Origin of the sequence: Streptomyces sp. TN58 (genome assembly GCF_001941845.1) — a bacterium.
Classification (GTDB): Bacteria; Actinomycetota; Actinomycetes; order Streptomycetales; family Streptomycetaceae; genus Streptomyces.
In genome coordinates this window covers 5,903,127-5,925,008 of sequence record NZ_CP018870.1, presented here as the reverse complement: position 1 = coordinate 5,925,008, position 21,882 = coordinate 5,903,127, and the positions used below count along the sequence as shown (strand labels likewise).

General features: G+C 72.9%; 18 protein-coding genes. 8 read left to right on the top strand and 10 right to left on the bottom strand.

Going from position 1 to position 21,882, the window contains the following annotated elements; translation table 11 throughout:
- Positions 1-6 precede the first annotated feature (6 nt).
- Genes BSL84_RS26805 through BSL84_RS26790 form a run of 4 tightly spaced genes read left to right on the top strand, consistent with a single transcriptional unit; the run spans position 7 to position 6,297 of the window.
- Entirely contained in the window at positions 7-807 is an 801-nt protein-coding gene (locus tag BSL84_RS26805) for a NeuD/PglB/VioB family sugar acetyltransferase (protein WP_234308489.1), read from the top strand.
- Positions 804-1,919, top strand: a complete 1,116-nt coding sequence (locus tag BSL84_RS26800) for a DegT/DnrJ/EryC1/StrS family aminotransferase (protein WP_075971305.1) — start codon at positions 804-806, stop codon at positions 1,917-1,919. Before BSL84_RS26805 ends, BSL84_RS26800 begins: the two co-directional genes overlap by 4 nt.
- Before the next feature lie 29 nt (positions 1,920-1,948).
- Positions 1,949-5,251, top strand: coding sequence for a DUF4082 domain-containing protein (locus tag BSL84_RS26795; protein ID WP_075971304.1), 3,303 nt, complete (start codon positions 1,949-1,951; stop codon positions 5,249-5,251).
- Entirely contained in the window at positions 5,248-6,297 is a 1,050-nt protein-coding gene (locus tag BSL84_RS26790) for a glycosyltransferase (RefSeq protein WP_075971303.1), read from the top strand. The genes BSL84_RS26795 and BSL84_RS26790 overlap by 4 nt, the downstream gene beginning before the upstream one ends.
- Here the strand turns inward: BSL84_RS26790 and BSL84_RS26785 are convergent.
- On the bottom strand, positions 6,216-6,974 hold the full coding sequence (locus BSL84_RS26785; protein ID WP_199816257.1) for a hypothetical protein: 759 nt from the start codon (positions 6,972-6,974) through the stop codon (positions 6,216-6,218). The genes BSL84_RS26790 and BSL84_RS26785 overlap by 82 nt on opposite strands.
- An 80-nt stretch (positions 6,975-7,054) precedes the next feature.
- On the opposite strand from BSL84_RS26785, the gene BSL84_RS26780 reads away from it, so the two are divergent.
- The 3 genes from BSL84_RS26780 to BSL84_RS26770 all read left to right on the top strand — a co-directional run bounded on the left by BSL84_RS26780 (position 7,055) and on the right by BSL84_RS26770 (position 10,997).
- The gene (locus tag BSL84_RS26780; RefSeq protein ID WP_079273486.1) at positions 7,055-9,091 is read left to right on the top strand and encodes an O-antigen ligase family protein; all 2,037 of its coding nucleotides are present in this window, start codon (positions 7,055-7,057) and stop codon (positions 9,089-9,091) included.
- Complete coding sequence (locus BSL84_RS26775; protein ID WP_075971301.1) at positions 9,025-10,002, top strand: glycosyltransferase family 2 protein; 978 nt, start codon at positions 9,025-9,027, stop codon at positions 10,000-10,002. The genes BSL84_RS26780 and BSL84_RS26775 overlap by 67 nt, the downstream gene beginning before the upstream one ends.
- An 89-nt stretch (positions 10,003-10,091) precedes the next feature.
- Positions 10,092-10,997, top strand: coding sequence for an RNA polymerase sigma-70 factor (locus tag BSL84_RS26770; RefSeq protein WP_075971300.1), 906 nt, complete (start codon positions 10,092-10,094; stop codon positions 10,995-10,997).
- A gap of 21 nt (positions 10,998-11,018) precedes the next feature.
- On the opposite strand, the gene BSL84_RS26765 is transcribed toward BSL84_RS26770, so the two are convergent.
- The 9 genes from BSL84_RS26765 to BSL84_RS26725 form a co-directional block, all read right to left on the bottom strand.
- Entirely contained in the window at positions 11,019-11,810 is a 792-nt protein-coding gene (locus tag BSL84_RS26765) for a glycosyltransferase family 2 protein (RefSeq protein ID WP_030030684.1), read from the bottom strand.
- Between the two features lie 27 nt (positions 11,811-11,837).
- Positions 11,838-12,896 carry a hypothetical protein gene (locus BSL84_RS26760; protein ID WP_051873312.1) on the bottom strand — a complete coding sequence of 353 codons (1,059 nt, stop codon included), beginning with the start codon at positions 12,894-12,896 and terminating at the stop codon, positions 11,838-11,840.
- Between the two features lie 10 nt (positions 12,897-12,906).
- Positions 12,907-14,361, bottom strand: coding sequence for an oligosaccharide flippase family protein (locus BSL84_RS26755; protein ID WP_075971299.1), 1,455 nt, complete (start codon positions 14,359-14,361; stop codon positions 12,907-12,909).
- On the bottom strand, positions 14,358-15,092 hold the full coding sequence (locus BSL84_RS26750) for a hypothetical protein (RefSeq protein WP_052680670.1): 735 nt from the start codon (positions 15,090-15,092) through the stop codon (positions 14,358-14,360). Before BSL84_RS26750 ends, BSL84_RS26755 begins: the two co-directional genes overlap by 4 nt.
- A 29-nt stretch (positions 15,093-15,121) precedes the next feature.
- On the bottom strand, positions 15,122-16,252 hold the full coding sequence (gene wecB, locus BSL84_RS26745; protein ID WP_045323377.1) for a non-hydrolyzing UDP-N-acetylglucosamine 2-epimerase: 1,131 nt from the start codon (positions 16,250-16,252) through the stop codon (positions 15,122-15,124).
- Positions 16,253-16,256: 4 nt separating this feature from the next.
- Positions 16,257-17,513 carry a nucleotide sugar dehydrogenase gene (locus tag BSL84_RS26740; RefSeq protein ID WP_030031455.1) on the bottom strand — a complete coding sequence of 419 codons (1,257 nt, stop codon included), beginning with the start codon at positions 17,511-17,513 and terminating at the stop codon, positions 16,257-16,259.
- Positions 17,513-18,283, bottom strand: a complete 771-nt coding sequence (locus tag BSL84_RS26735) for a WecB/TagA/CpsF family glycosyltransferase (protein ID WP_075971298.1) — start codon at positions 18,281-18,283, stop codon at positions 17,513-17,515. Before BSL84_RS26735 ends, BSL84_RS26740 begins: the two co-directional genes overlap by 1 nt.
- On the bottom strand, positions 18,280-19,449 hold the full coding sequence (locus tag BSL84_RS26730; RefSeq protein WP_045323375.1) for a hypothetical protein: 1,170 nt from the start codon (positions 19,447-19,449) through the stop codon (positions 18,280-18,282). Before BSL84_RS26730 ends, BSL84_RS26735 begins: the two co-directional genes overlap by 4 nt.
- A 431-nt stretch (positions 19,450-19,880) precedes the next feature.
- Positions 19,881-20,480 (bottom strand): acyltransferase, encoded by a 600-nt coding sequence (locus BSL84_RS26725; protein WP_045323374.1) that lies wholly within the window; start codon positions 20,478-20,480, stop codon positions 19,881-19,883.
- Between the two features lie 476 nt (positions 20,481-20,956).
- On the opposite strand from BSL84_RS26725, the gene BSL84_RS26720 reads away from it, so the two are divergent.
- Positions 20,957-21,868 carry an ion transporter gene (locus BSL84_RS26720; RefSeq protein ID WP_045323373.1) on the top strand — a complete coding sequence of 304 codons (912 nt, stop codon included), beginning with the start codon at positions 20,957-20,959 and terminating at the stop codon, positions 21,866-21,868.
- The last annotated feature ends 14 nt before the right edge of the window (positions 21,869-21,882 follow it).

Sequence of the window (21,882 nt, the reverse complement as noted above, 5' to 3'; positions counted from 1 at the left end):
GCTCCGGTGACCGAGGACCTGCTGATCGTCGGCGCGGGCGGGTTCGCGCGGGAGACCGCGCAGGCCGTGCGGGACGTGGCCGCGGCCGACGTGGCGCGGGGCCGCCCGCCCCGGTGGCGGCTCGCCGGGCACCTCGACGACGATCCGGCTCTGCACGGCGGGGAGGTCGACGGGGTGCCGGTGCTGGGCGGCTGCGGGCTGGTGCACGGGCTGCCGGCCGCCCGGGTGGTGGTGTGTGTGGGCAGTCCGCGCGACTACGCGGTACGGGCCCGCCTGGTGCGGCGCCTGGGGCTGCCGGCGGAGCGGTACGCGACGGTGGTGCACCCCACGGCGGCGGTGTCGGCGTCCTCGGTGCTCGGCGCGGGGTCGGTGCTGCTCGCGCACTGCGTGCTGACGGCGTCCGTCCGGGTCGGGTCCCATGCGGCGGTGATGCCGCAGGCGGTCCTCACGCATGACGACACGGTCGGGGACTTCGCCACGCTCGCCTCGGGCGTCCGCCTGGGCGGCGGGGTGCGGGTGGGGCGCGGCGCGTACGTGGGGGCGGGGGCGGTGGTCCGGGAGTACGCCGCGATCGGCGCCTGGTCGCTGACCGGCATGGGCAGCACGGTCCTCGCGGACGTTCCCGCCGGGGAGGTGTGGGCCGGCAGCCCGGCCCGCCTCCTGCGGCCGGCGGGGGCCGCGGCCCTCGCCGAGCTGGCCCGCACGGCGGCGGACGGCTCGACAGAGGGCACGGCAGAGCGCACAGCAGACGGCACCGGCCCGGACGGCCCGCGCCCCCAGACACGGATGGAGAGTCCCGTCGCATGAACCAGATACCGCTCGTCGACCTGAAGGCCGCGCACGCCGAGGTCGCCGAGGAGTTACGGGCCGGCTTCGACCGGGTGCTCGCCGGCACCGCCTTCATCGGCGGCGCCGAGGTCCGCGCCTTCGAGAGCGAGTACGCCGAGTTCGCCGGGGTCCGGCACTGCGTGGGGGTCGCCAACGGCACCGACGCCCTCGAACTGGCGCTGCGCGCGAGCGGGGTGGGCGTGGGCGACGAGGTGGTGCTGCCCGCCAACACCTTCATCGCCACCGCGGGCGCCGTCGCGCGGATCGGCGCCCGGCCGGTGCTGGTCGACTGCCTGCCCGACACCCTGCTGATGGACCCGCAGGCCGCGCTGGAAGCGGTCGGGCCGGCCACGCGCGCGGTGGTGCCCGTCCACCTGTACGGGCAGTGCGCGGACGCGGCCGAGCTGGCGGGCCGGCTTCCCGCGCACGTGCGGGTCGTGGAGGACGCGGCGCAGAGCCAGGGCGCGACGCGTGCGGGCCGCTCCCCCGGCAGCGGGGGCATCGCCGCGACCAGCTTCTACCCGGGCAAGAACCTCGGGGCGTACGGGGACGCGGGCGCGGTGGTGACCGACGACGAGGAGAGCGCCGGCCTGGTGCGGGCGCTCGCCAACCACGGCGGCGTCGCCAAGTACCGGCACGACGTGGCCGGGTTCAACAGCCGGCTGGACGGTCTCCAGGCCGTGGTCCTGCGGGCCAAGCTGGCCCGGCTGGCGGAGGGGAACGCGGCCCGCCGGGCCGCCGCCGCCCGCTACGACGCGCTGCTGGACGGGCTCGCCGCGGCCGGCCGGGTCACCCTGCCGGTCACGGCGGAGGGCAACGTCCACGTCTGGCACCTGTACGTCGTACGGATCGCCGGAGCCGACCGCGACACCGTGGTCGGCAAGCTCAACGCCGAGGGCATCGGCGCGGGCGTGCACTACCCGGCCCCGGTCCACCTCACGCCGGCCTTCGCCCACCTCGGCCACGGGCGCGGGGCCTTCCCGCACGCGGAGCGGGCCGCGGACCTGATGCTCTCCCTGCCCCTCTTCCCGCAGATCACCGCCGACCAGCAGCAGCGGGTCGTGGACGCGCTCTCCGACGCCCTGCGCTGACCCGCGTCGACGTAGACAATGAGGTCCAGATGAACAAACGGACACGGTTGCTCCGTTACGGTCTCTTCACCGTGGTGGCGGCGCTGACGGCCACCGTCCTGCCCCCGGCCCCGGTGGCCGCGGCCGCCGATCCCTGCGGTCCCGCGACGAACGCGATCGTCTGCGAGAACTCCAAGCCGGGCACCCCGATGGAGGAGTGGTTCGCGCCGAGCGCGTACGGCGACATCAAGGGCTTCCCGGCCCGGGAGAGCGTGCAGGCCGGCGAGACCCTGCAGTTCAAGGTCCAGTCGCCGACGCCGTACAAGGTCTCGGTGTACCGCCTCGGCCACTACGGCGGCGCCGGGGCCCGGCTGATGTCGACCCCGGCGCAGGCCGCCCAGACGTACCCGGCGAACTTCGCTCCCGGCGGGAGCGCGGCCTCCTGCGCCGCCAAGGCCTCCACCGGCCTGGTCGACTGCGGGAACTGGCCCGTCACCGCGACGTGGACCGTGCCGGCCGACGCCGTCTCCGGTCTCTACGTCGCCAACTTCGACCAGGCGGACGGCAACGGCGTGATGCCGTACCCGTTCGTCGTCCGCAAGGACTCCAGCCACTCCGACATCGTCGTGCAGACCAGCGACCAGACCTGGCAGGCGTACAACAACTACGGCGGCCAGGACCTCTACGACGGCGGCGGCCCGGCGCCCGACGGGCGGGCCTACGAGGTCAGCTACAACCGGCCCATGGACATCGGCGGGGACAACGGGATCTACGGCTCCGAGTTCCAGATGGTGGCGTGGCTGGAGCGCAACGGATACGACGTGAGCTACATCTCCGGCATCGACATGTCGGTGCGCGGCGCGTCCCTGATGCCCAACCACAAGGTCTTCATGTCCTCCGGGCACGACGAGTACTGGACCCAGGAGCAGTTCACCAACGCCCTCGAAGCGCGCCGCGCCGGGCAGCACCAGACGTACTTCGCCGGCAACGAGATCTTCTGGAAGACCCGGCTCGCCCCGAGCATCGACGGGACGAACACCGCCAACCGGACGCTGGTGTCGTACAAGGAGACCAAGCTGTCCTTCCCGCAGCCGAACGGCATCCCGGACCCGAGCGGGATCTGGACGGGCACCTTCATGGACCCGGCCAGCGCGACGAACGGGCGGCCCTTCCAGCCGCAGAACCAGCTGACCGGCTCGATGTTCAGCGTCAACGGCTACCGCAGCGACGCGATCACCGTGCCCGGTACCTTCGCCGGGCAGCGCCTGTGGCGCCACACCTCCGTCGCGAACCTCACTCCCTCGCAGACCGCCACCTTCCCGCAGGGCACGCTCGGCTACGAGTGGGACAGCGACGTGGAGAACGCCAGCCGTCCGGCCGGGCAGATCCGGATGTCGTCCACGACGGTCGACATCGACGACGGCAAGCTGCTGAAGGACTACGGCAACACCTACGGCAACGGCACCGCGACGCACAGCCTGGTGGCCTTCCGCGACCCCATCTCGCACGCGCTGGTGTTCGGGGCGGGCACGGTGCAGTGGTCCTGGGGCCTGACGAACATGCCCACCTCCAATCCGGACGACACCGTGGTCACGGCCGACAAGCGGATGCAGCAGGCCACGGTGAACGTGTTCGCCGACATGGGCGTCCAGCCCAAGTCCCTGCAGGGCGACCTGGTCGCCGCGACCGCCTCCACGGACACCGTCGGCCCCGGCGTCACCGTGACCAGCCCGGCGGCGAACGCCACCGTGCCGGCCCTGAGGCCGGTGACCGTCACCGGGACGGCGACCGACACCGGCGGCGGCGTGGTGGCCCGGGTGGAGGTGTCCACCGACGGCGGCACCACCTGGAAGGCCGCCACCGGCCTGGCGAGCTGGAGCCACACGTGGACACCGACCGCCCCGGGCGCCGTACAGATCAAGGTGCGCGCGGTCGACGACAGCGTGAACATCGGAGCGACCACCTCGGTCCCGCTGACCGTCGGACCGCAGCAGTGCCCCTGCACCGTGTGGCCGGCCGCGGCCGTCCCGGGAACCGTCAACGCCGGTGACGGCAGCGCCGTCGAACTCGGCGTGAAGATCCGCTCCTCGGCGCCCGGCTCCATCACCGGCGTCCGCTTCTACAAGTCCCCCGCCAACACCGGCACCCACACCGGCAGCCTGTGGAGCAGCACCGGCCAGCGCCTGGCCACCGGTACCTTCACCAACGAGACGGCGTCCGGCTGGCAGCAGCTGAACTTCTCCAGCCCGGTGCCGGTCAAGCCCGACACGACGTACATCGCCTCCTACTTCGCCCCCAACGGCGGTTACTCCTTCGACAACACCTTCGCCTCGGCCGACGCGGGCCTGGCCCCGCTGACCGCCCTGAAGAGCGGAACCGACGGCGGCAACGGCGTCTACCGCTACAGCGGCACGGGCGGGTTCCCGAACAAGGCCTCGTCCGGCAGCAACTACTGGGTGGACGCGGTGCTGGACACCTCCGGCGCCAGTACGACCCCGCCCACCGTCACCGGAACCACCCCGCAGTCGGCCGCGACCGGCACCCAGATCACGGCGGCGGTGACGGCCACCTTCAGCACGGCCGTCGACGCGGAGACGCTGACCTTCACCGTGAAGGACGCGGGCGGCGCCACCGTCCCCGGCACCAAGGTGCTCGGCGCGTCGAACAGCGCCACCTTCACCCCGTCCTCCGAACTGGCCCTGAACACCACCTACACGGCATCCGTGCAGGTGTCCGACCTGTGGGGCAACGCCATGGCCGCGCCGGTCACCTGGAACTTCACGACCAGCGCGAGCCCCCCGGCGGTGAACTGCCCGTGCACCCTGTGGAACGCCGCCACCACCCCGAGCACCGCGAACGTGGGCGACGACGCCAACTCGGTGGAGCTGGGCACCCGCTTCCAGTCGGCGGTGAACGGCTACATCACCGGTGTCACCTTCTACAAGGGCCCGGGCAACACCGGCACCCACACGGGCAGCCTGTGGTCCGCCTCCGGCGCCCTGCTGGCCACCGGCACCTTCGGCAGCGAGACCCTGACCGGCTGGCAGCAGCTGCAGTTCGCCGCGCCGGTGCCGGTCACCGCGGGCACCACGTACGTGGCGTCCTACCACGCGCCGAACGGCAACTACTCGGTCGACGGCGGCTACTTCGCCGGCGCCCACCGCTCCTACCCGCTGGTGGCCCCGGCCGACGCGCCGGGCAGCGGCAACGGGCTCTACAAGTACGGCTCCGCGACGGCCTTCCCGTCGAACACCTACGGTTCGGTGAACTACTGGGTCGGCCCGATCTTCACCACGACCCTGCCGGACACCCCCCTGTCCACGGACGGCTCCGCGGAGGTGTCCGGCCCGTGAGCACGGTCAGTGTGGTGATCCCCTGCTACAAGTACGGCCACTTCCTGGCCGACTGCGTCAAGAGCGTCCTGGACGAGCAGGAAGGCGTCGACGTCCGGGTGCTGATCATCGACGACGCCTCGCCCGACGACTCCGCGGAGGTGGCGCGCGCGCTGGCGGCGGCCGACCCGCGGATCGAGGTACGGGTCCACGAGCGCAACCAGGGGCACATCGCGACGTACAACGAGGGCCTGCTGGAGTGGGCCGACGGGGACTACGTCGCCCTGCTCTCGGCCGACGACCGGCTGGTCCCGGGGGCCCTGGTGCGTGCCGCGACCCTGCTCGACGCCCACCCGGAGGCGGGTTTCGCGTACGGCAGGCCGCTGCGGTTCCGGCACGGCGGCCCGCTCCCGGCGGCCCGTACCCGGTCCACCGGATCGGTGGTCTACCCCGGGCGGTGGTGGCTGGAGCGGCGGTTCCGGGAAGGCACCGGCTGCATCACCTCGCCCGAGGTGGTCGTCCGTACGAGCCTCCAGCGCAAGGTCGGCGGCTACGATCCGGAGCTGCCGCACGCCGGGGACATCGAGATGTGGATGCGGCTCGCCGCGCATGCCGACGTCGGCTACGTCCAGGGTGCCGACCAGGCCTTCTACCGCGTCCACGGCGACAACATGTCCACGACGGACTTCGGCGGGCAGCTCGACGACCTGCGCCAGCGCCTGGCCGCCTTCGACTCGGTGCTCGTCAAGTGCGGCGACCTGCTGCCGGGCGCCGACCGGCTGGCGGCCTCCGCGCGCACCCGGCTCGCCCGGTACGCCCTGCGGCGCGCCTACCGGGCCTACGACCGGGGGCGGACCGCTGTGGTGCCGGTCGAGGAGCTGGTGGAGTTCGCGGCCGAGTGCCTGCCCGACGGCTACACGTCGCTGGCCGAGTACCGCGCGCTGGAGCGGCGCCGGCGGATCGGCCCGCGGGTGATGCCCTACCTTCAGCCGCTGGTGCTGTCGGCCGTCGCCGACCGGGGGCGCGAGTGGCTGTGGTGGCGGTCGTGGAAGCGCCGAGGGATCTGATGGCCCGTCTCCACTGCTTCCCCCGGCGGGTCCTGCGGACCGGCGTCGGCGCTCTCGCGCCGGCGCCGGTTCCGGCGCGTCAGGAGCCGGTCGGTCCACAGGGCCGCTGCCGCAGCGCCGACCGCGGCCAACAGGGCGATTCCGGCCAGGGCCCGGGTCCGGTCTCCGGTCCGTGCGACGGCGTGCGGCTGCACCAGCAGGTCCACGCTCATCCGTGCCTCGTCCGGGATGCCCTGCTGCGTCTGGAGGTCGGCCAGGTGCCGCGCGTAGACCTCGATGATCTTCCGTACGGAGGCGTCGGCCACGTCGGGGTCCGTGTGCTCGGCCTGGATCTGCAACGAGGGGATCAGGTGGCGGGGGGTGACGCTGGTACCGCTGTTGCGCGGTGTCATCCGGTACGTGCCCGCGACTCCCGCCGCCTTGAGCTCGGCCGCCCCCTCGGGCGAGTCCAGCTGCTGCACCACCGCGTAGGAGACGGCGGCGAGCGGCGGCTGGAGGTTCGCGAGCTGGTTGGGCTGCCGGCTGGTCACCGGCGGCTTGAGCACCACGATCGCGGAGCTGAGGTGGACCGGCTGGGGCCGCAGGACCGCCGCGGCTCCGGCGGCCGCGAGCAGCGCCGCGACGACCAGGACGTACCAGCGCCGGCGCAGCGCTCGGACCAACTCACCAGGCGACACGGGGATCCCCTCCTTCCTGTCCGATCTTTGCAGGGCCCGGGTAGGTCCGCCATCAAATCCGGTTCCCGGCAGGGGTGTTCGTGAGCATTCGGGAAATCGTCGCGGTGCTGCGCCGGCGGTGGTACGTGATCGGGCCGGCGCTCGTGCTGAGCCTGCTGGCGGCGCTGCACCTGTACCGGTCGGTGCCGGTGGCGTACCAGTCGCAGAGCTCGGTGGCGCTGCTGGACTCCTCGGCGGCGGCCAAGCTGCCGCCGGCCTTCGGCAATCCCATCTCCAACGCGGGCGGCGCCCTCGTCGTGACCGCGGACGTGCTGATCAGGACGCTGTCGGGGGCGGACGCCGCCCGTGAGCTGCACAGTCTGGGCGTCACCGATCCCTATACGGTCGGCTTCGCCGCGAACACCTCGGGGCCGCTGCTGACGCTGACCGTCACGGGCACCGACCGGGAGCGGGTCCTTGAGGAGACCAACATCCTGACGGGCTTCGCCGGGGAGCAGCTCGACGCGCTCCAGGCGGCGGCCGAGGTGCAGCCCGCGCACATGGTGCAGACCGCGCCGGTGGTGCTGCCGCAGACCCCGGTGCCGCAGCTCAAGAGCCGTTACCAGCAGGTGCTGGGGGTCCTCATCCTCGGTGTCGCCGGCGGGTTCGTCCTGTCCTTCGTGGTGGACGCGTCGGCTGCCGCCCGGCGGCGCAGGCGGGGGCGTTCCGCCGCGGACCCGGGCCGTCCGGGCCGGGCCGCCCGCCGCAGGGCGCGGGGCCGGCGGGTGGACGCCGTCGCGCTGCTCACCGGGTATCTGGCGCTGGCCTTCTTCATCCCGTCGAACCTGACGCTGCCGGGCCTGGGCGGGGTGGGGACCCCGGCCAACGTGTTCGCCCTGCTGGCCCTGTTCTGGTATCTGGCGACCTGGGTGTCGGGCCGGATCCGGCCGGCGTCCGGGACCCGGCTGCCGCGGGTGGCACTGTGGGTGCTGGCCGTGTCGGTGCTGGCGTCCTACATCGCCAACGCGGGCCGCGGGAGCGTGCGCAAGGAGCTGCTGGGCGCGGACCGCGGCCTGATCGCCCTGCTGGTGTGGGTGTCGCTGGTGGTGCTGGTCTCCGCGGGGATCCAGGACCGGGCGCGCCTGGACGTACTGATGCGCCGGGCGGTGGTGATGGGGACGGTCGTCGCGGCGGTCGGGTTCTACGACTTCTTCACCGCGACCAACATCGCCGACAGCATCAGCATCCCGGGGCTGACGTCGGGCGTCCCGCAGATCACGACCCTGGACCGCGGGGCGTTCACCCGGCCGCGGGCCACGACGGCGCAGCCGCTGGAGTTCGGCGGGATGCTGGCGCTGCTGCTGCCCTTCGCGGTCCAGCAGGCCTTCGATCCGGTACGGAGGCACCTGCGCGCCTGGCGCCGCTGGGGGCCGGTCGCGCTGATGGGCGGGGCGCTGCCGCTGACGGTGTCGCGCACCTCGATCATCGGGGCGCTGATCGTGGTCCTGGTGATGGTGCCGCGCTGGAAGCCGCAGCGGCGGTGGACCGCGATCGGTGTGCTGGTGGGCGCGGTCGCCTGCTTCAAGGTGATCGTCCCGGGGCTTCTCGGCACCATCACCGCGCTGTTCGCGTCCTTCCTGACTAACTCCGACAGCAGCACCCAGGCCCGCACGGTCAAGTACAGCGCGATCCTCCCGTACCTGGAGGAGCGGCCGCTATTCGGGCGGGGTCTGGGCACGTTCATTCCCGAGCTGTACTTCTTCACCGACAACCAGTACATGCTGACCCTCGCCGAGACGGGGCTCCTGGGGCTGCTCGCGCTGGTGTTCCTCTTCCTCACCGGGATCCACCAGGGCGGGGCGATCCGCCGGCTGGCGGTCGGCGAGTCCGACCGGGAACTGGGGCAGGCGTTCTTCGCGTCGGCCCTCGTCGCCCTGGTCGTCAGCGCCACGTTCGACGCACTCAGCTTCCCCATGTTCGCCGGGATGTTCTTCCTGACGATCGCCGCGGGAGCCAGTTACCTCGGCTTCATCCGGCGCGCGGCGCCGAAGCCCCGATCCGTGGAGTTCCCATGTCTTCCCGCCGGTCAGCAGCATCTCCCGAGTCCCCCGGCGCCGGCCCCGGCTCCGGTCCGGTAGCGGTGGTCGTCGTCACCTGGAACAGTGCGGCGGTCCTGCCGGGTTTCCTCGCCTCCCTGCCGGAGGGGATGGCCGGGCTCGACTGGCGTCTCGTCGTCGCGGACAACGACTCCGCCGACGACACGGTGGAGGTGGTGCGCTCCCTGGCTCCGGAGGCGACGGTCGTCCGGACCGGGCGCAACGCCGGGTACGCGGCGGGGGTGAACGCGGCGCTGGCGGCCGCCGCCGGGTGGGAGGGCGGCTTCGGGACCGCCGTGGTGTGCAATCCGGACGTCCGGATGCGGCGTGGCTGCGCCAAGGTGCTCGTGGACGCGCTCGGCGCCGCGCAGTCCGGCGGCCGGCGGGTCGGGATCAGTGTTCCGCTGCTGTACGAGGAGGACGGGCGGACGCTGCTGCACTCGCTGCGCCGCGAGTCCAGCGTGACCCGGGCGCTGGGCGAGGCGGTGATCGGCAACCGCCGGGCGGGGCGCTTCCCGCGCTGGAGCGAGCTGGTCACCGACCCGGCGGCTTACGAGGGGAACACGGTGGCGGACTGGGCGACGGGGGCGCTGATGGCCCTGTCCGGGGAGTGCCTGGCGGTGTGCGGTCCCTGGGACGAGTCGTTCTTCCTGTACTCGGAGGAGACGGAGTACTGTCTGCGGGCTCGGGACCTCGGCTTCGTGACCCGTCTGGAGCCCTCGGCCTCGGCCACCCATCTCGGTGGGGACTCGCAGGTGTCGCCGCGGCTGTGGACGCTGCTGACCCTCAACCGGGTGCGGCTCTACCGGCGCCGTCACGGCTTCGCGGCCGGTACCGCCTTCCGGGCGGCGGTGCTGCTGCGGGAGTCCTCCCGCGCGGCCCTCGGCCGTCCGGCGAGCCTGGCGGCGGCCCGTGCCCTGGCCGGCCCGTCGGCGCGGCACGGCGCCCCGTAAGGGCTGCCCCGGCCTGACCGGAAGGTGTTGTCACAGGCAGCGGTCGGCCGGTGTCCTGTGTCCGTACCACCGAGACGAACGGAGACACCATGAGCGAGGACGGCGCCGGCACGGCGACCGACACCTTCGTCGCGCACCGCAACCTGCTGTTCACCGTCGCCTACGAGATGCTCGGTTCGGCGGCCGACGCGGAGGACGTGCTGCAGGAGACCTGGCTGCGCTGGGTCGAGGTCGATCTGGAGCAGGTGCGCGACCGGCGTGCGTACCTGGTGCGGATCACGACCCGGCAGGCGTTGAACCGGCTGCGGACGACGAGCCGCCGCAGGGAGGCGTACGTCGGCTCGTGGCTGCCCGAGCCGCTGCTCACGGCGCCGGACGTGGCCGAGGACGCGATGCTCGCGGAGAGCGTGTCGATGGCGCTGATGCTTGTCCTGGAGACGCTGGCGCCGACCGAGCGCGCCGTGTTCGTGCTGCGCGAGGTCTTCGACGTCGGCTACGACGAGATCGCGGAGGCGGTCGGCAAGAGCCCGGCGGCGGTCCGGCAGATCGCCCACCGGGCCCGCCGGCACGTCGACGCCCGCCGTCCCCGGCAGGCGGTGTCCGCCGCGCAGACACGGGCGGCGCTGGACTCCTTCCGGGCGGCGTTGGAGAGCGGCAACCCGCAGGACCTCCTCGCGGTGCTCGCCCCTGACGTGGTGCTGGTGGCCGACGGCGGCGGCATCAAGCAGGCGGCGCTGCGGCCGATCGCAGGCGCGGAGAAGGTGGCGCGCTTCATGGTGGGCGGTGTCGGCAAGAACACCAGGAAGGACCTGCCGATGGTGCTGGAGCCGACCGTGGTCAACGGCAGTCCGGCGCTCCTTGTCCACCTGGGGGGCGAGCTCGACGGGATCCTGGCGGTCCGGGTCGAGGACTCCCGCATCGCGGGCCTCTACTACGTCCGCAACCCGGAGAAGCTGTCGCACCTGGCGTCCCGGACGCCGCTGGCCCTGCGCTGACCGCCGTCGCCGGGCCTGTGTCTATCCCTCCCAGGCGGTGTAGAAGCTGTCGGGGTTGACCAGGTAGCGGACGGTGGGGCGGGGCAGGTGGCGCACCTCGTGGCGGCGGGCGTAGCGGCGGATGAGTTCCCAGTCCTCGCGGGGCAGTACCTCGGGGGTGCGGCGCAGCCGGCTGAAGTGGAGGGCGCGGCTGCGGCGGGCCACGAAGGCGTTGGTGTCCAGGAAGGCCTCGTGGGCGGCGCGGTGGCGGTCGAAGGGGACCGACAGGACGTCGCGTTCGGTGCCGTCGGGCAGCATCCTGCGCAGCGCGGTGTAGACGGCGTCGGGTCCGCCGGGGGCGTCCAGTGCGCTCAGGGCCTGCTCCAGGTGGTCGGGCTCCCACAGGTTGTCGTCGTCGAGGAAGGCCACGTACCGGGAGCGGGTGAGGCGGATGCCGACGTTGCGCACGACTGCGGCGGTCGCGGTGTTGCGGGCGAGGGACACCGCGAACAGGCGTGGATCCGCGGGGAGTTGAGGCAGGCCGGCGCCGTCGTCGACGACGATGACCACCTGGTCGGTGACGGTCTGCGCCAGGGCGGAGCGGACGGCTGCGCGCAGTGCGTCGGGGCGCCGGTGGGTGGCGATCACGGTGGCGACCCGGGCGGCGGGGGGCGTGCCGAGGACGGCGGCGAGGCGAGTGGTCTCGGTGTCCTCGAAGCGTCTCAGCCGGACGGCGGAGGGCAGGAGCAGGAGTTTGTTGCGGGCTTCGAAGAGCACCAGCCAGCCGAAGGTGCGTTTGAGCAGTTCCCAGGGGGCTCGGGCGGTACGGCGCATGTCGTTGCCTCCGTGGTGGGGCGGTGGTCAGGGGGCGGGTTCCACCGGGCGGCCGTCGGACATGCGGTTGTCCTTCCACACGTTGCCGGCGCCGCCCGCGTTCCAGGCGGTGACGGGGCCGTAGGCGCCGGCGGCCGGGTGGTACTGGGTGGAGAAGACGTTGCCGGTGACGCGGATGCCGGTGGCGCCCGGGCCGCCGCCGTAGAGCGTGTACGCTCCGCCGGCCAGCCAGTTGTCCTCGACGACGACGGAGGAGACGACTCCGGTGTCGGCGAAGAGGCCGATGGCGGCGGTGGCGCCCTTGTCCACGGGGGTGGCGTTGAGCAGGGTGTTGTGGCGGACGGTCAGCCGGCCCTTGTTGCCGCCGCCGCTGATGACGGCGTCGGTGTGCTGCCATTCGCCGCCCTGGTTGCGGAAGGCGACGAGGTCGTGGACGTAGTTGTCGTGCAGGTCGCCCTGGCCCATGGACAGGGCGTTGCCGAAGACGGAGATGTCGCACCAGCCGACCTCGACGGAGCTGCCGCCCATGTTGGAGACGGCGTAGTTGACGCCGCCGTTGTCGGGGCCCTTGCCGGGGACGGCGGTGATGGTGGTGTGCAGGACCTTCAGGCCGCTGTGGCCGGGGCGGAGGTTGATCCCCCACCAGTTGGTGGAGGTGATCCGGCTGTCGATGATCGTGACGTCGTCGGCGTAGACGTCGAGTGAGCCGCGGATGTCCCAGCCCTTGATGACCGTGCCGTTCTTCCTGATGGACATGTTGCCGGTGTCGTGGCGTTCCAGGGCGATCCGGGGGCCGGTGCTGTCCGCGTCGGGGTATCCGCAGGCGCCGGGTGAGGTGCAGGCGGAGGCACCGGGCGAGGGTTCGCCGGTGCCTGGTGGGGCGGGTGGGGAGGGGGTGGCGGAGGGGCCGGGCGTGGTGGTGGGTGCGGGTGTCGCCGGTACGGGGGGTGCCGCCGAGGGGGTCGTGGAGGGCGCGGCCTTCGGGTCGCCCACTCCGGTGCGGTCGGCGTCGTACAGGGTGAGGGTGACGGCCAGGACCACTCCGGCGAGCAGCCACGCCGTGAGGCGCCTTCGGTTGCGTGACATGGCCGGCCGCCTATCCTCGGAGCGTTTTTCGGGCGGGCAGGAGGCAGAGGGCGTAGGCCAGGGTGCCGGCGGCCGCGGTCGCCAGGAGCGCGGGCACGGAGTCGCCGAGGTACCGCTCCAGCAGGAGGAGCACCGCGGTCATCACGGCTCCGCCGAGCAGCGGCCAGGCGCAGGTCCGGGCGATCGTGCCCAGGGGGATGCCGCCGCGGTGCAGGGCGAGGAGGAAGACCGGGACGACGATCGCGGCGGCGATGACGACGTGTCCCTGTGCCACACCGACGATCCCGCCGCCGCGGGCGCCGATCACGAGGGCGGGGATCAGGAGGAGCAGCCAGAGGCCCTGGACGGCGATGAGGGAGCTGCGCCGGCCGATGGCCACCAGGCAGTCGTAGGCGAGTTCGCAGCCGATGCGGACCAGGCCCAGTGCCATCAGCCAGGGCAGGGCGCCGGCGGCGGGCAGCCAGCGTTCGCCGTAGACGAGCTGGATGACGGGTGCGGCGAGGGCGGCGAGCAGGGCGCAGAGGGGGACGGTGGCCGCCGTCACCACGCCGAGGGCGCGGGCGAAGCCGGTGGCCAGTGCCTGTGGTGAGTCGGCCAGCCGGGAGAAGCCGGCGAAGGAGACGCGGCGGGCGGCTTCGGAGATGATGCGGACGGGCCAGCCGGAGATGTTGAAGGCGAGTACGTAGAAGCCGAGGGCGAGGGGGTCCAGGGTGGAGCCGACCACCATGGTGTCCACGTTGACCACGCCGAGGGCGAGCATGCTGGCTCCGGCGAGGGGGAGGCCGAACTTCAGCAGGGCGCGGGCCTGCCGGGGGTCCCAGCCGAACTTCAGGGTGCCGGGCGCGGCGAGGCAGCAGCCGATGAGGGCGGCGACGTTGCCCACGACGGATCCCCAGGCGAAGCTCATCGCGCCCCAGCCCTGGACGGCGAGCAGCAGGGTGACGGCGGTGCTGAGGACGAAGTTGAGCGCGTCGACGGCCATCCGCCGGCCCTGTGCGAACTCCCGGGTGAGGAAGCCGGCGGGGACCTGGGACAGTCCGTCGAGGACAACGCACAGGCACATGACCCGCAGGACGCCGGAGGCCTCGGGCGAGCCGAGTACGTCGGCGACGGCCGGAGCGGTGGCGAAGAGTAGGGCGTACAGCAGGAAGCTGGAGGCGGCGCTGAGGGTGAGGACGGTGGGGGCGAAGCGGCGCGGGTCGCCCTCCCAGCGGACGATGGCGAGGGAGACGCCGAGTTCGTTCGCGGAGAGCAGGACGAGCAGGACGGTCTGGGCGATGCCGTACACGCCCCAGGCCTCGGGCCCGAGGAAGTAGCGGGCGAGGACGATGCCGGTCGCGAAGTTGCCGAGGCGCATGACGACCGTGTTGACCAGGCTCCACTTGGCGGCGGAGCCGACCTGGCGTCCCAGGGAGGGCGCCGCCGGGGTGGTCTGCGTGCCGGTGCCGGTGCCGGTGTCGGTCACGGCGAGCCCGCCCCGCCGGTGCCGGCCGTACGCAGTGCCATGGTCTCGTCGGCCGTGGCGGCTGCCACCGTGGCCGGTGTCGCGGCGGGCTCGGCGGGCGTACCGCCCGGAGCCGGGTGGGACCCGCCGCGCGGGGTGCGCCGCCGGGCCTCCGCGTAGAAGGTGGCGACGAGGCTGAGGACGAAGCCGAGCGCACCCGCCATCACGATGTACTGGAGCCGGGTCTTGGTCTGCGCCTGGGGCTTCTGCGGGGGGACGATGGTCGCCATCCGGATCATGGCCTCGGGGGCGACGGACTGCTGGGTCTGGAACTCCTTGAGCCGCTTGTCGGCGTAGGCGGCGAGGAGTTGGTCGGACTTGAGGACGGCGGCCGGGTCGGTGCCGGTCACGGTCAGCCACATGAAGGGGCCTTGGGCGTTGTCGGCGATCTTCACCTCGTGCCTGCCGGTGACGCCGAGGGCCTTGAGGTCGGCCTTGGCCCCGTCCGAGTTGAGGTTGCGGGCGAGGCCGTCGGCCATTCCGGTCAGCGAGGTCTGCGTGCTGAGGAAGGGGTTGCCGTCGAAGGCCTCGGTGGCCTTCGACGAGTTGAGCAGCGTCACGGTGCTCTGCGACTGGTACTCCACCGGGATCAGCAGGTGCACGGCGGCGGCGAGCGCCGCTGTCAGCAGCAGGCCGGGCAGCAGCACGTACCAGCGCCTGCGCATGACCCGCACTGTCTCGGCGAGGTCCATGGTCTTCCCCCTTGTCGCGGATGTTCCGGTTACTGCGGCCCGGGCCCGGCGGCCGGTACGAGGTCGGTGGGTCTGGGCCGGGTGCGGGCGGTGCCGCCGTCGAGGAGGACGGCGGCGATGCGCTCGCCGGCGCGGCCGTCCCACAGTGCGGGGCAGCGCGGCTCGGGCGGGGCGTCCAGCACCTGCTCGGCGGTGGCGACGATCCGGTCCGGGTCCGTGCCGGCCAGGACGTTGGTGCCCTCCTCGATGGTGACGGGGCGCTCGGTGTTGTCCCGCAGGGTCACGCAGGGCACGCCCAGCGCGGTGGTCTCCTCCTGGACGCCCCCGGAGTCGGTGAGGACCAGGCGGGCGGAGTCCTGCAGGGCGATGAAGTCGAGGTATCCGGCGGCCGGTACGAGCCGGATGCCGTCGGGCACGCCGGCTTCGGCGAGCCGGTCGGCGGCCCGCGGGTGCACGGGCAGCAGCAGGGGGCAGCGGCCGGCGATCTCGCCGAGGGCCTTGAGCAGGCCGCGCAGCGCCCCGGGGTCGTCCACGTTGGCGGGCCGGTGCAGGGTGACCAGGCCGTACCCGCCGCGGGTGAGCCCGTGGCGGTCCAGGACGTCGGACCGCCGGGCCCGTTCCAGGTTGGCGAGGAGCGTGTCGATCATGACGTTGCCGACGACGTGGATCTGGTCCTCGCGGTAGCCCTCCGCGCGCAGGTTCGCGGCCGCGTCGGGCGAGGGGGCCAGCAGGTGGTCGCTGACGCGGTCGGTGGCGACCCGGTTGACCTCCTCGGGCATGGTCCAGTCGCGGCTGCGCAGGCCGGCCTCCACGTGGGCCAGCAGGGGGCCGGCCTTCGCGGTGACCAGGGCGCAGGCGAGGGTGGAGTTGACGTCCCCGACGACGACCACGGCGTCGGGGGCCAGTTCCTCGACGAGCGGCTCGAAGGCGGCCATCACCCGGCCGGTCTGCCGGGCGTGGCTGCCGGAGCCGGCGCCCAGGTACCGGTCGGGCGGCCGGATGCCGAGGTCGCGGAAGAAGACGTCGTTCATGGACTGGTCGTAGTGCTGTCCGGTGTGGACGAGGACCACGTCGGCGCCGCGGCGCTCCAGTGCGTCCATCACCGGTTTGATCTTCATGTAGTTGGGGCGGGCGCCGGCGACGCAGACGATCCTGGCCATGGGTTCAGAGCACCTCCACCTTCGGGCCGGTCATGCGGTTGCGGGTGTCGAGGACGAAGGAGGCGTGCTCGGTGATCATCTGGTAGTCGAAGGAGTCGTGGTCGGTGAGCAGGACGACGACGTCGGCGGCCGCCAGCTCCTTGCGGGTCGCCTCGACGCGGGCGAGGCGGGCGTCGGCCTTGACGCTCTCCACCACGTGCGGGTCGACCGCGCGGACCTTGGCGCCCATGTCGAGGAGCAGTTCGGCGATGCGTACGGCGGGCGACTCGCGGGCGTCGCCGGTGTTCTTCTTGTACGCGAGGCCGAGCAGCAGGACGCGGGAGCCGTTGACGGAGCGGCGTCTGGTGTTGAGGGCGTCGATCACCCGCCGGGTGACGTATTCGGGCATGTGGTTGTTGATGTCGTTGGCGAGTTCGACGAAGCGGAAGTTCTGGCCGAGTTCGCGCTGGACGCGCCAGTTCAGGTAGGAGGGGTCGATGGGCAGGCAGTGCCCGCCGACGCCGGGTCCGGGGGTGAACTTCATGAAGCCGAAGGGCTTGCTGGAGGCTGCCTCGATGGACTGCCAGACGTCGATGTCGAGGTGGCGGGCGAACATGGCGATCTCGTTGACGAGGGCGATGTTCACGTGCCGGAAGGTGTTCTCCAGCAGCTTCGCCAGCTCGGCCTCCTTGGGCGAGCGCACGGGCACGGTGGTGTCGACGAGCTGTCCGTAGAAGGCCTCGACGGCCTTGAGGGAGGCTGCGTCGACTCCGGAGACGACCTTCGGGGTCTGCTGGAAGCCCCAGACGGTGTTGCCGGGGTCGATGCGCTCGGGGCTGTAGCCGAGGTGGAAGTCGGCGCCGGCGGTGAGGCCGGAGCCGTCCTCCAGGATGGGGGCGAACAGTTCCTCGGTGGTGCCCGGGTAGGTGGTGGACTCCAGGATGACGGTGGCGCCCGGGCGCAGGAAGCGGGCCAGGGTGTGGGCCGACTCCTCGATGTAGCGCAGGTCGGGCGCCCCGTCCTGCAGGGGGGTGGGGACGGTGACGACGGCGACGTCGAATCCGCCGCAGTCGCGGGCGAGTTCGCTGGGCCGGTAGGTGCCGCGCTCCAGGGCGCGGGCGAGGCGTTCGGAGGAGACGTCCTCCACGTACGACTCTCCGGCGGCGAGGCTTTTGACCCGCCGCGCGTCGACGTCGTATCCGATCACCTGGTGGCCGACCTCGGCGGCCCGGACGGCCAGGGGGAGGCCTACGTATCCCTGTCCCACGACGACGACGCGCATCAGCGGTGGCTCCTGTTCGCGGAGGCTGCAGACGGGGTGCGGTGGATGAGCTCGCGGACCGTCATGGCGAGGAAGGCGGCGTTGGTGGTGAGGTAGCGCCTGCCGAGGCGGCGCGGTTCCTGGAGGGTGCGGTAGAACCATTCGAGGCCCATCCGCTGCCAGGCCAGGGGGGCTCGTCTGGTGATGCCGGCGAGGATGTCGAAGGAGCCTCCGACGCCGTGTACGACGTGGGCGCCGGTGCGCTTGCCGTAGCCGGCGGTGAAGATCTCCTTCTTGGGTGAGGTCATGCCGAGGAAGAGCAGCCGGGCGCCGCTGCCGGCGACGGCGTCGGCGACTTCCTGCTGTTCGGAGTCGTCGAAGTAGCCGTTGCGGCTGCCCGCGACGCGCAGTTCCGGGAAGCGTTCGGAGATCTGTCCGAGCATCATCTCCAGGACCTCCTGGCGGGCGCCGAGGAGGTAGACGGGGATGTCCGCGACCTCGGCGGCGGCGAGCAGGCGCATGAACAGGTCGATGCCGGCGACGCGTTCGGGGAGTCGGACGCCCAGGACGCGGCCGGCCCAGACCACTGCCTGGCCGTCGGCCAGGACGAGGTCGCAGCCGGCGACCGCTGCGGCCAGGGCCGGGTCGCGGCGCATGTTGACGAGCTTGGCGGCGTTGAGCATGCCGATCTCGATCTGCTCCCCGCGCCGTACGGCGTCGAGGCAGCGCTGCACGGTCTCGTCCATGGTCAGGGGGTCGAGGGCGACCCCGAAGAGGGTGGGTCGGGTCATCTCTGCGGCCCCCCGAGCCAGGCGAACAGCATCCAGCCGAACTCGTACGGGCGGCACTCCCGGTCCACCCGCCGGGGGCGGAAGAGCGCGTCCAGGGGTGTGAGGCGGGCGTGCGGGGCGAGGCGGGTGGTGAGTCCGCGGACGGCGCGGACGGCCTTCTTCGGGTCGCCGCGGTGGACCTTGCGCCAGGTGACGCCGAGGTCCTCGCGGATCATCGGCTCGCGCGGGGTGCCGGCGGGCCCGGCGAGTTCGGGGACGGCGGTCATCCAGCGCAGGCCTCGGCGGATCGCGGCGCCGTGGTCCGTGCCGCCCGCTTCGGCCAGGTCGAACAGGGCGGTCGGGGCCATGGCGTGCTGGTGGACGCTGTAGACGGGGTAGCCCTCGATGACGCGGCCCTCGCGGGCGTCGTAGTGCCACCACCACTGTCCGCCGTCGCCCTGGAGGTCGGCGATGCGGGCGGCGCAGGCGTCGGCGGCGGCGAGGGCCTGCGGGTCGTCTCCGCCGGCGTGCAGCCGGGCCAGCGCCTGCAGCGGATAGGTCTGGTCGGCGAAGCAGGCCACGTGAGCGCGGTAGCCGGCGACCGGTCCCGGGCCGGTGGCGTGCGCGAACAGCGGGCCGCTGCCGGTCCTGGCGGCGAGCAGGCGGTCGCGGGCGGCCCCGATGCGGTCCTCCACGTCCGCCGCGGGTCGCGCGGCGGCGAGGGCGGAGAGCACCCAGGCCGCCTCGACCGTGTACCGGGGCCGGTCGGGCAGGTCCAGGGCGGCGAGCCGGTCGAGTGCGTCGGACAGTTTCGGGTGTCCGGTCTCGGCCGCGGCCCAGGCGACGAGCGCGGCGTCACCGAGGTTGACGACCCCGGGCAGCCGTTCCACCAGCAGTCCGGTGAACTCCTGGGCGGAGCGCCCGCCGAACAGGGCGCGCTGGCGGTCTTCGGGCAGGTAGCGGGCGCCCAGTGCGGTGATGGCCGCGTACCGGGTGCTGGTCCCCCGCAGTTCGAGGCGGCGGGTGCCGTCGGCGGAGACGGCTCCGGCCCTGGTGAAGGCGAAGGTCTCGGCCTCCGGAAGGTACATGGCGGGCAGGCCCGCCTCGGCCAGTGCGAGCAGCCGCTGCGCCAGCGCGTGCAGCTCGGGGTCCTCTGCGGCCAGTGCCGCTAATCGTGTGGTGGTCATCGGGTCCCCGCCCCGACTCCCCGGGTGCCGCCGGCACCCCGCATGTCCGAGCTCTTCGGCTCCAACACACCTACCCCCTCTGATCGCTCCTCGGACGGACCTGGCGGTCGTCATTCCGCGGAGGGGGACTGCGCGTGACGGCGCCCGTGGCCGCGGCGTCCGGCGCCGCGGGCACGAGCCGTCCGAAGGCTGCCGTCTGGATCCCCCCAGCGATGCCCTCGGACCGGGACACGCGCGCACGGCAGTGTCCGCGGACGCGGTGGAGCCGCGCTCCGCCAGGCGCTGCCCGCGGTGCCTCGTCGTACACAACCCCCCACTGAGCAAGGCCTGTTGCCTGCTCAGATCCCGTGTGCAGGGACACGTTATGCCCACGGATGTTCATTGATTGTGGTTTTGCGGAAATGCCGGTGGCCTAAATTGCCGACATTCCGTCAGTTTCTTTCGCTGAGCGTGCCGTTCCGCTCGTCGTGCAGCGCCCCGGTGCGCGGGCACTCCCAGGTGCCCGGCTCGCCGTCGCGCTCCACCAGACGGACCCCGGCGCGGCCCACCCAGCCGATCCGGCGGGCCGGCACCCCGGCCACCAGGGCGAAGTCCGGGACGTCCCTGGAGACCACCGCCCCGGCCGCGACAAGGGCCCAGCGCCCGACGCGCACGCCGGCCACACACACCGACCGGGCCCCCAGTGAGGCGCCCTCGGCGACGACGACTCCGGAGGCCTCCCAGTCGCCGGCACGCTTGAGGGTGCCGTCGGGGTCCACCGCGCGGGGGTAGAAGTCGTTGGTGAGGACCGCGGCCGGGCCGATGAACACCCCGTCGCCGAGCACGGCCGGCTCGTAGACGAGCGCGTGGTTCTGGAGCTTGACGTGGTCGCCGATCCGTACGCCGGGCCCGACGTACGCGCCGCGCCCGACGACGCACCCGCGGCCGAGCGTGGCCTTCTCGCGTATCTGCGCCAGATCCCAGATCGTGGTCCCCTCGCCGAGCCGGGCGCTCTCGTCGACCTGCGAGGTGGGTTGGATACGGACACTCACGGCGCGGTCCCCTAACGGTTCGTGAGACGGGCTGCGCACGGGCACGCGATCGCACGGACGCCGACGAGCGAACAGACATGCCCGACGAACAGACGTGCCCGGCGAAAAGGCGTGCCGGCGATCAGACGTTCCCGTGCTCAGACGTTCCGGTGTTCATGCGTACGGAGAGAACGCGCCGAGCATATGCGGCCACGGTCCGCTCCACCCGCGGATCGGCCGACTCCCCGGGAGGCGTGCGGGTTCCGGCCGCCGGGCTCCTGGTCCGCCCGCCTCCCCTCGGCACGCCGCCGGGGCGCCGACGACCTGGTGCGACGCCCACCGGCGCGGGGGCGGCCCGTCCCCACCGCCGTTCGGACGGTGGGGGCGCACGCCTCGGCGCGTTGGGGCACGCGGGGTGGTGAAACCCGATCGGGTTTGGGGCGTTAGGGAGGGCGGGCCGCCGTTCGGCCGTGGTGCACGAGAGTTCGAGGAGCGCGATGACAGACCCCAGGCCCGCCGGACGCGGCCGGATGAAGCTGGCGGCACGCTGCCGCGTGGCCACCGAGGCACCCGCCTTCGGCGTGGTCGTCTTCTGCGTCATCCTGCTCAACGCCGCGCTGATGGGTGTCGAGACCTACAGCGGGCTCGCCGCGGAGCACCAGCGGCTGCTGTGGACCGCCGAGCACTGCTGCCTGGCCCTGTTCACCGTGGAGATGGTGCTGCGCGCCGGCGCCTTCGCGGACCGGCCGAAAGCATTCTTCCGCGACCCGTGGAACCTCTTCGACCTCGCGGTGGTCGCCTCCGCCTTCGTCCCGTTCGTCCGCGAGAACACCACCCTGCTGCGGCTGCTGCGGCTGGCCCGGGTGCTGCGTACGGCCCGCTTCCTGCCGCACCTGCGCATCCTGCTGATCGCGGTCGGCCGCAGCCTGCCCGGGACCGCCAGCTTCCTCTTCGTCGGCGGACTGGTGCTGTACGTGTACGCCATGGTCGGCTGGGTCTGCTTCGCCGAGTCCGACCCGGGGCACTACGGCTCCGTCGGCCGTGCGATGCTCACGCTGTTCCTGCTGACCACCCTGGACGGCCTGACCGACGCCGTCCGCGCGGGCCTGGAGATCTCCCGCCTCAGCATCGTCTACTACGCCTCCTACGCGCTGCTCGCCTCCTTCGTCCTGGTCAACGTCCTCATCGGGGTGGTGCTCAACTCCCTCGACGAGGCACGCGAGATCGAGGACGCGGCCGACCGCGAACGCAAGCAGCCGGGGCCGCCGCCGGGCGCGGGCGGACCCGACGCCGACGTCCGCGACCGCATCGCGGCGGCCCGCCGCGCCCTGGACGAGCTCGAAGCGAGCCTGCCCGCACCCGACGGACGGCCCGCGCGCCGCCTGGAGACCTCCCCCAGCGGGTCCTGACCGGGCCCGGCGTC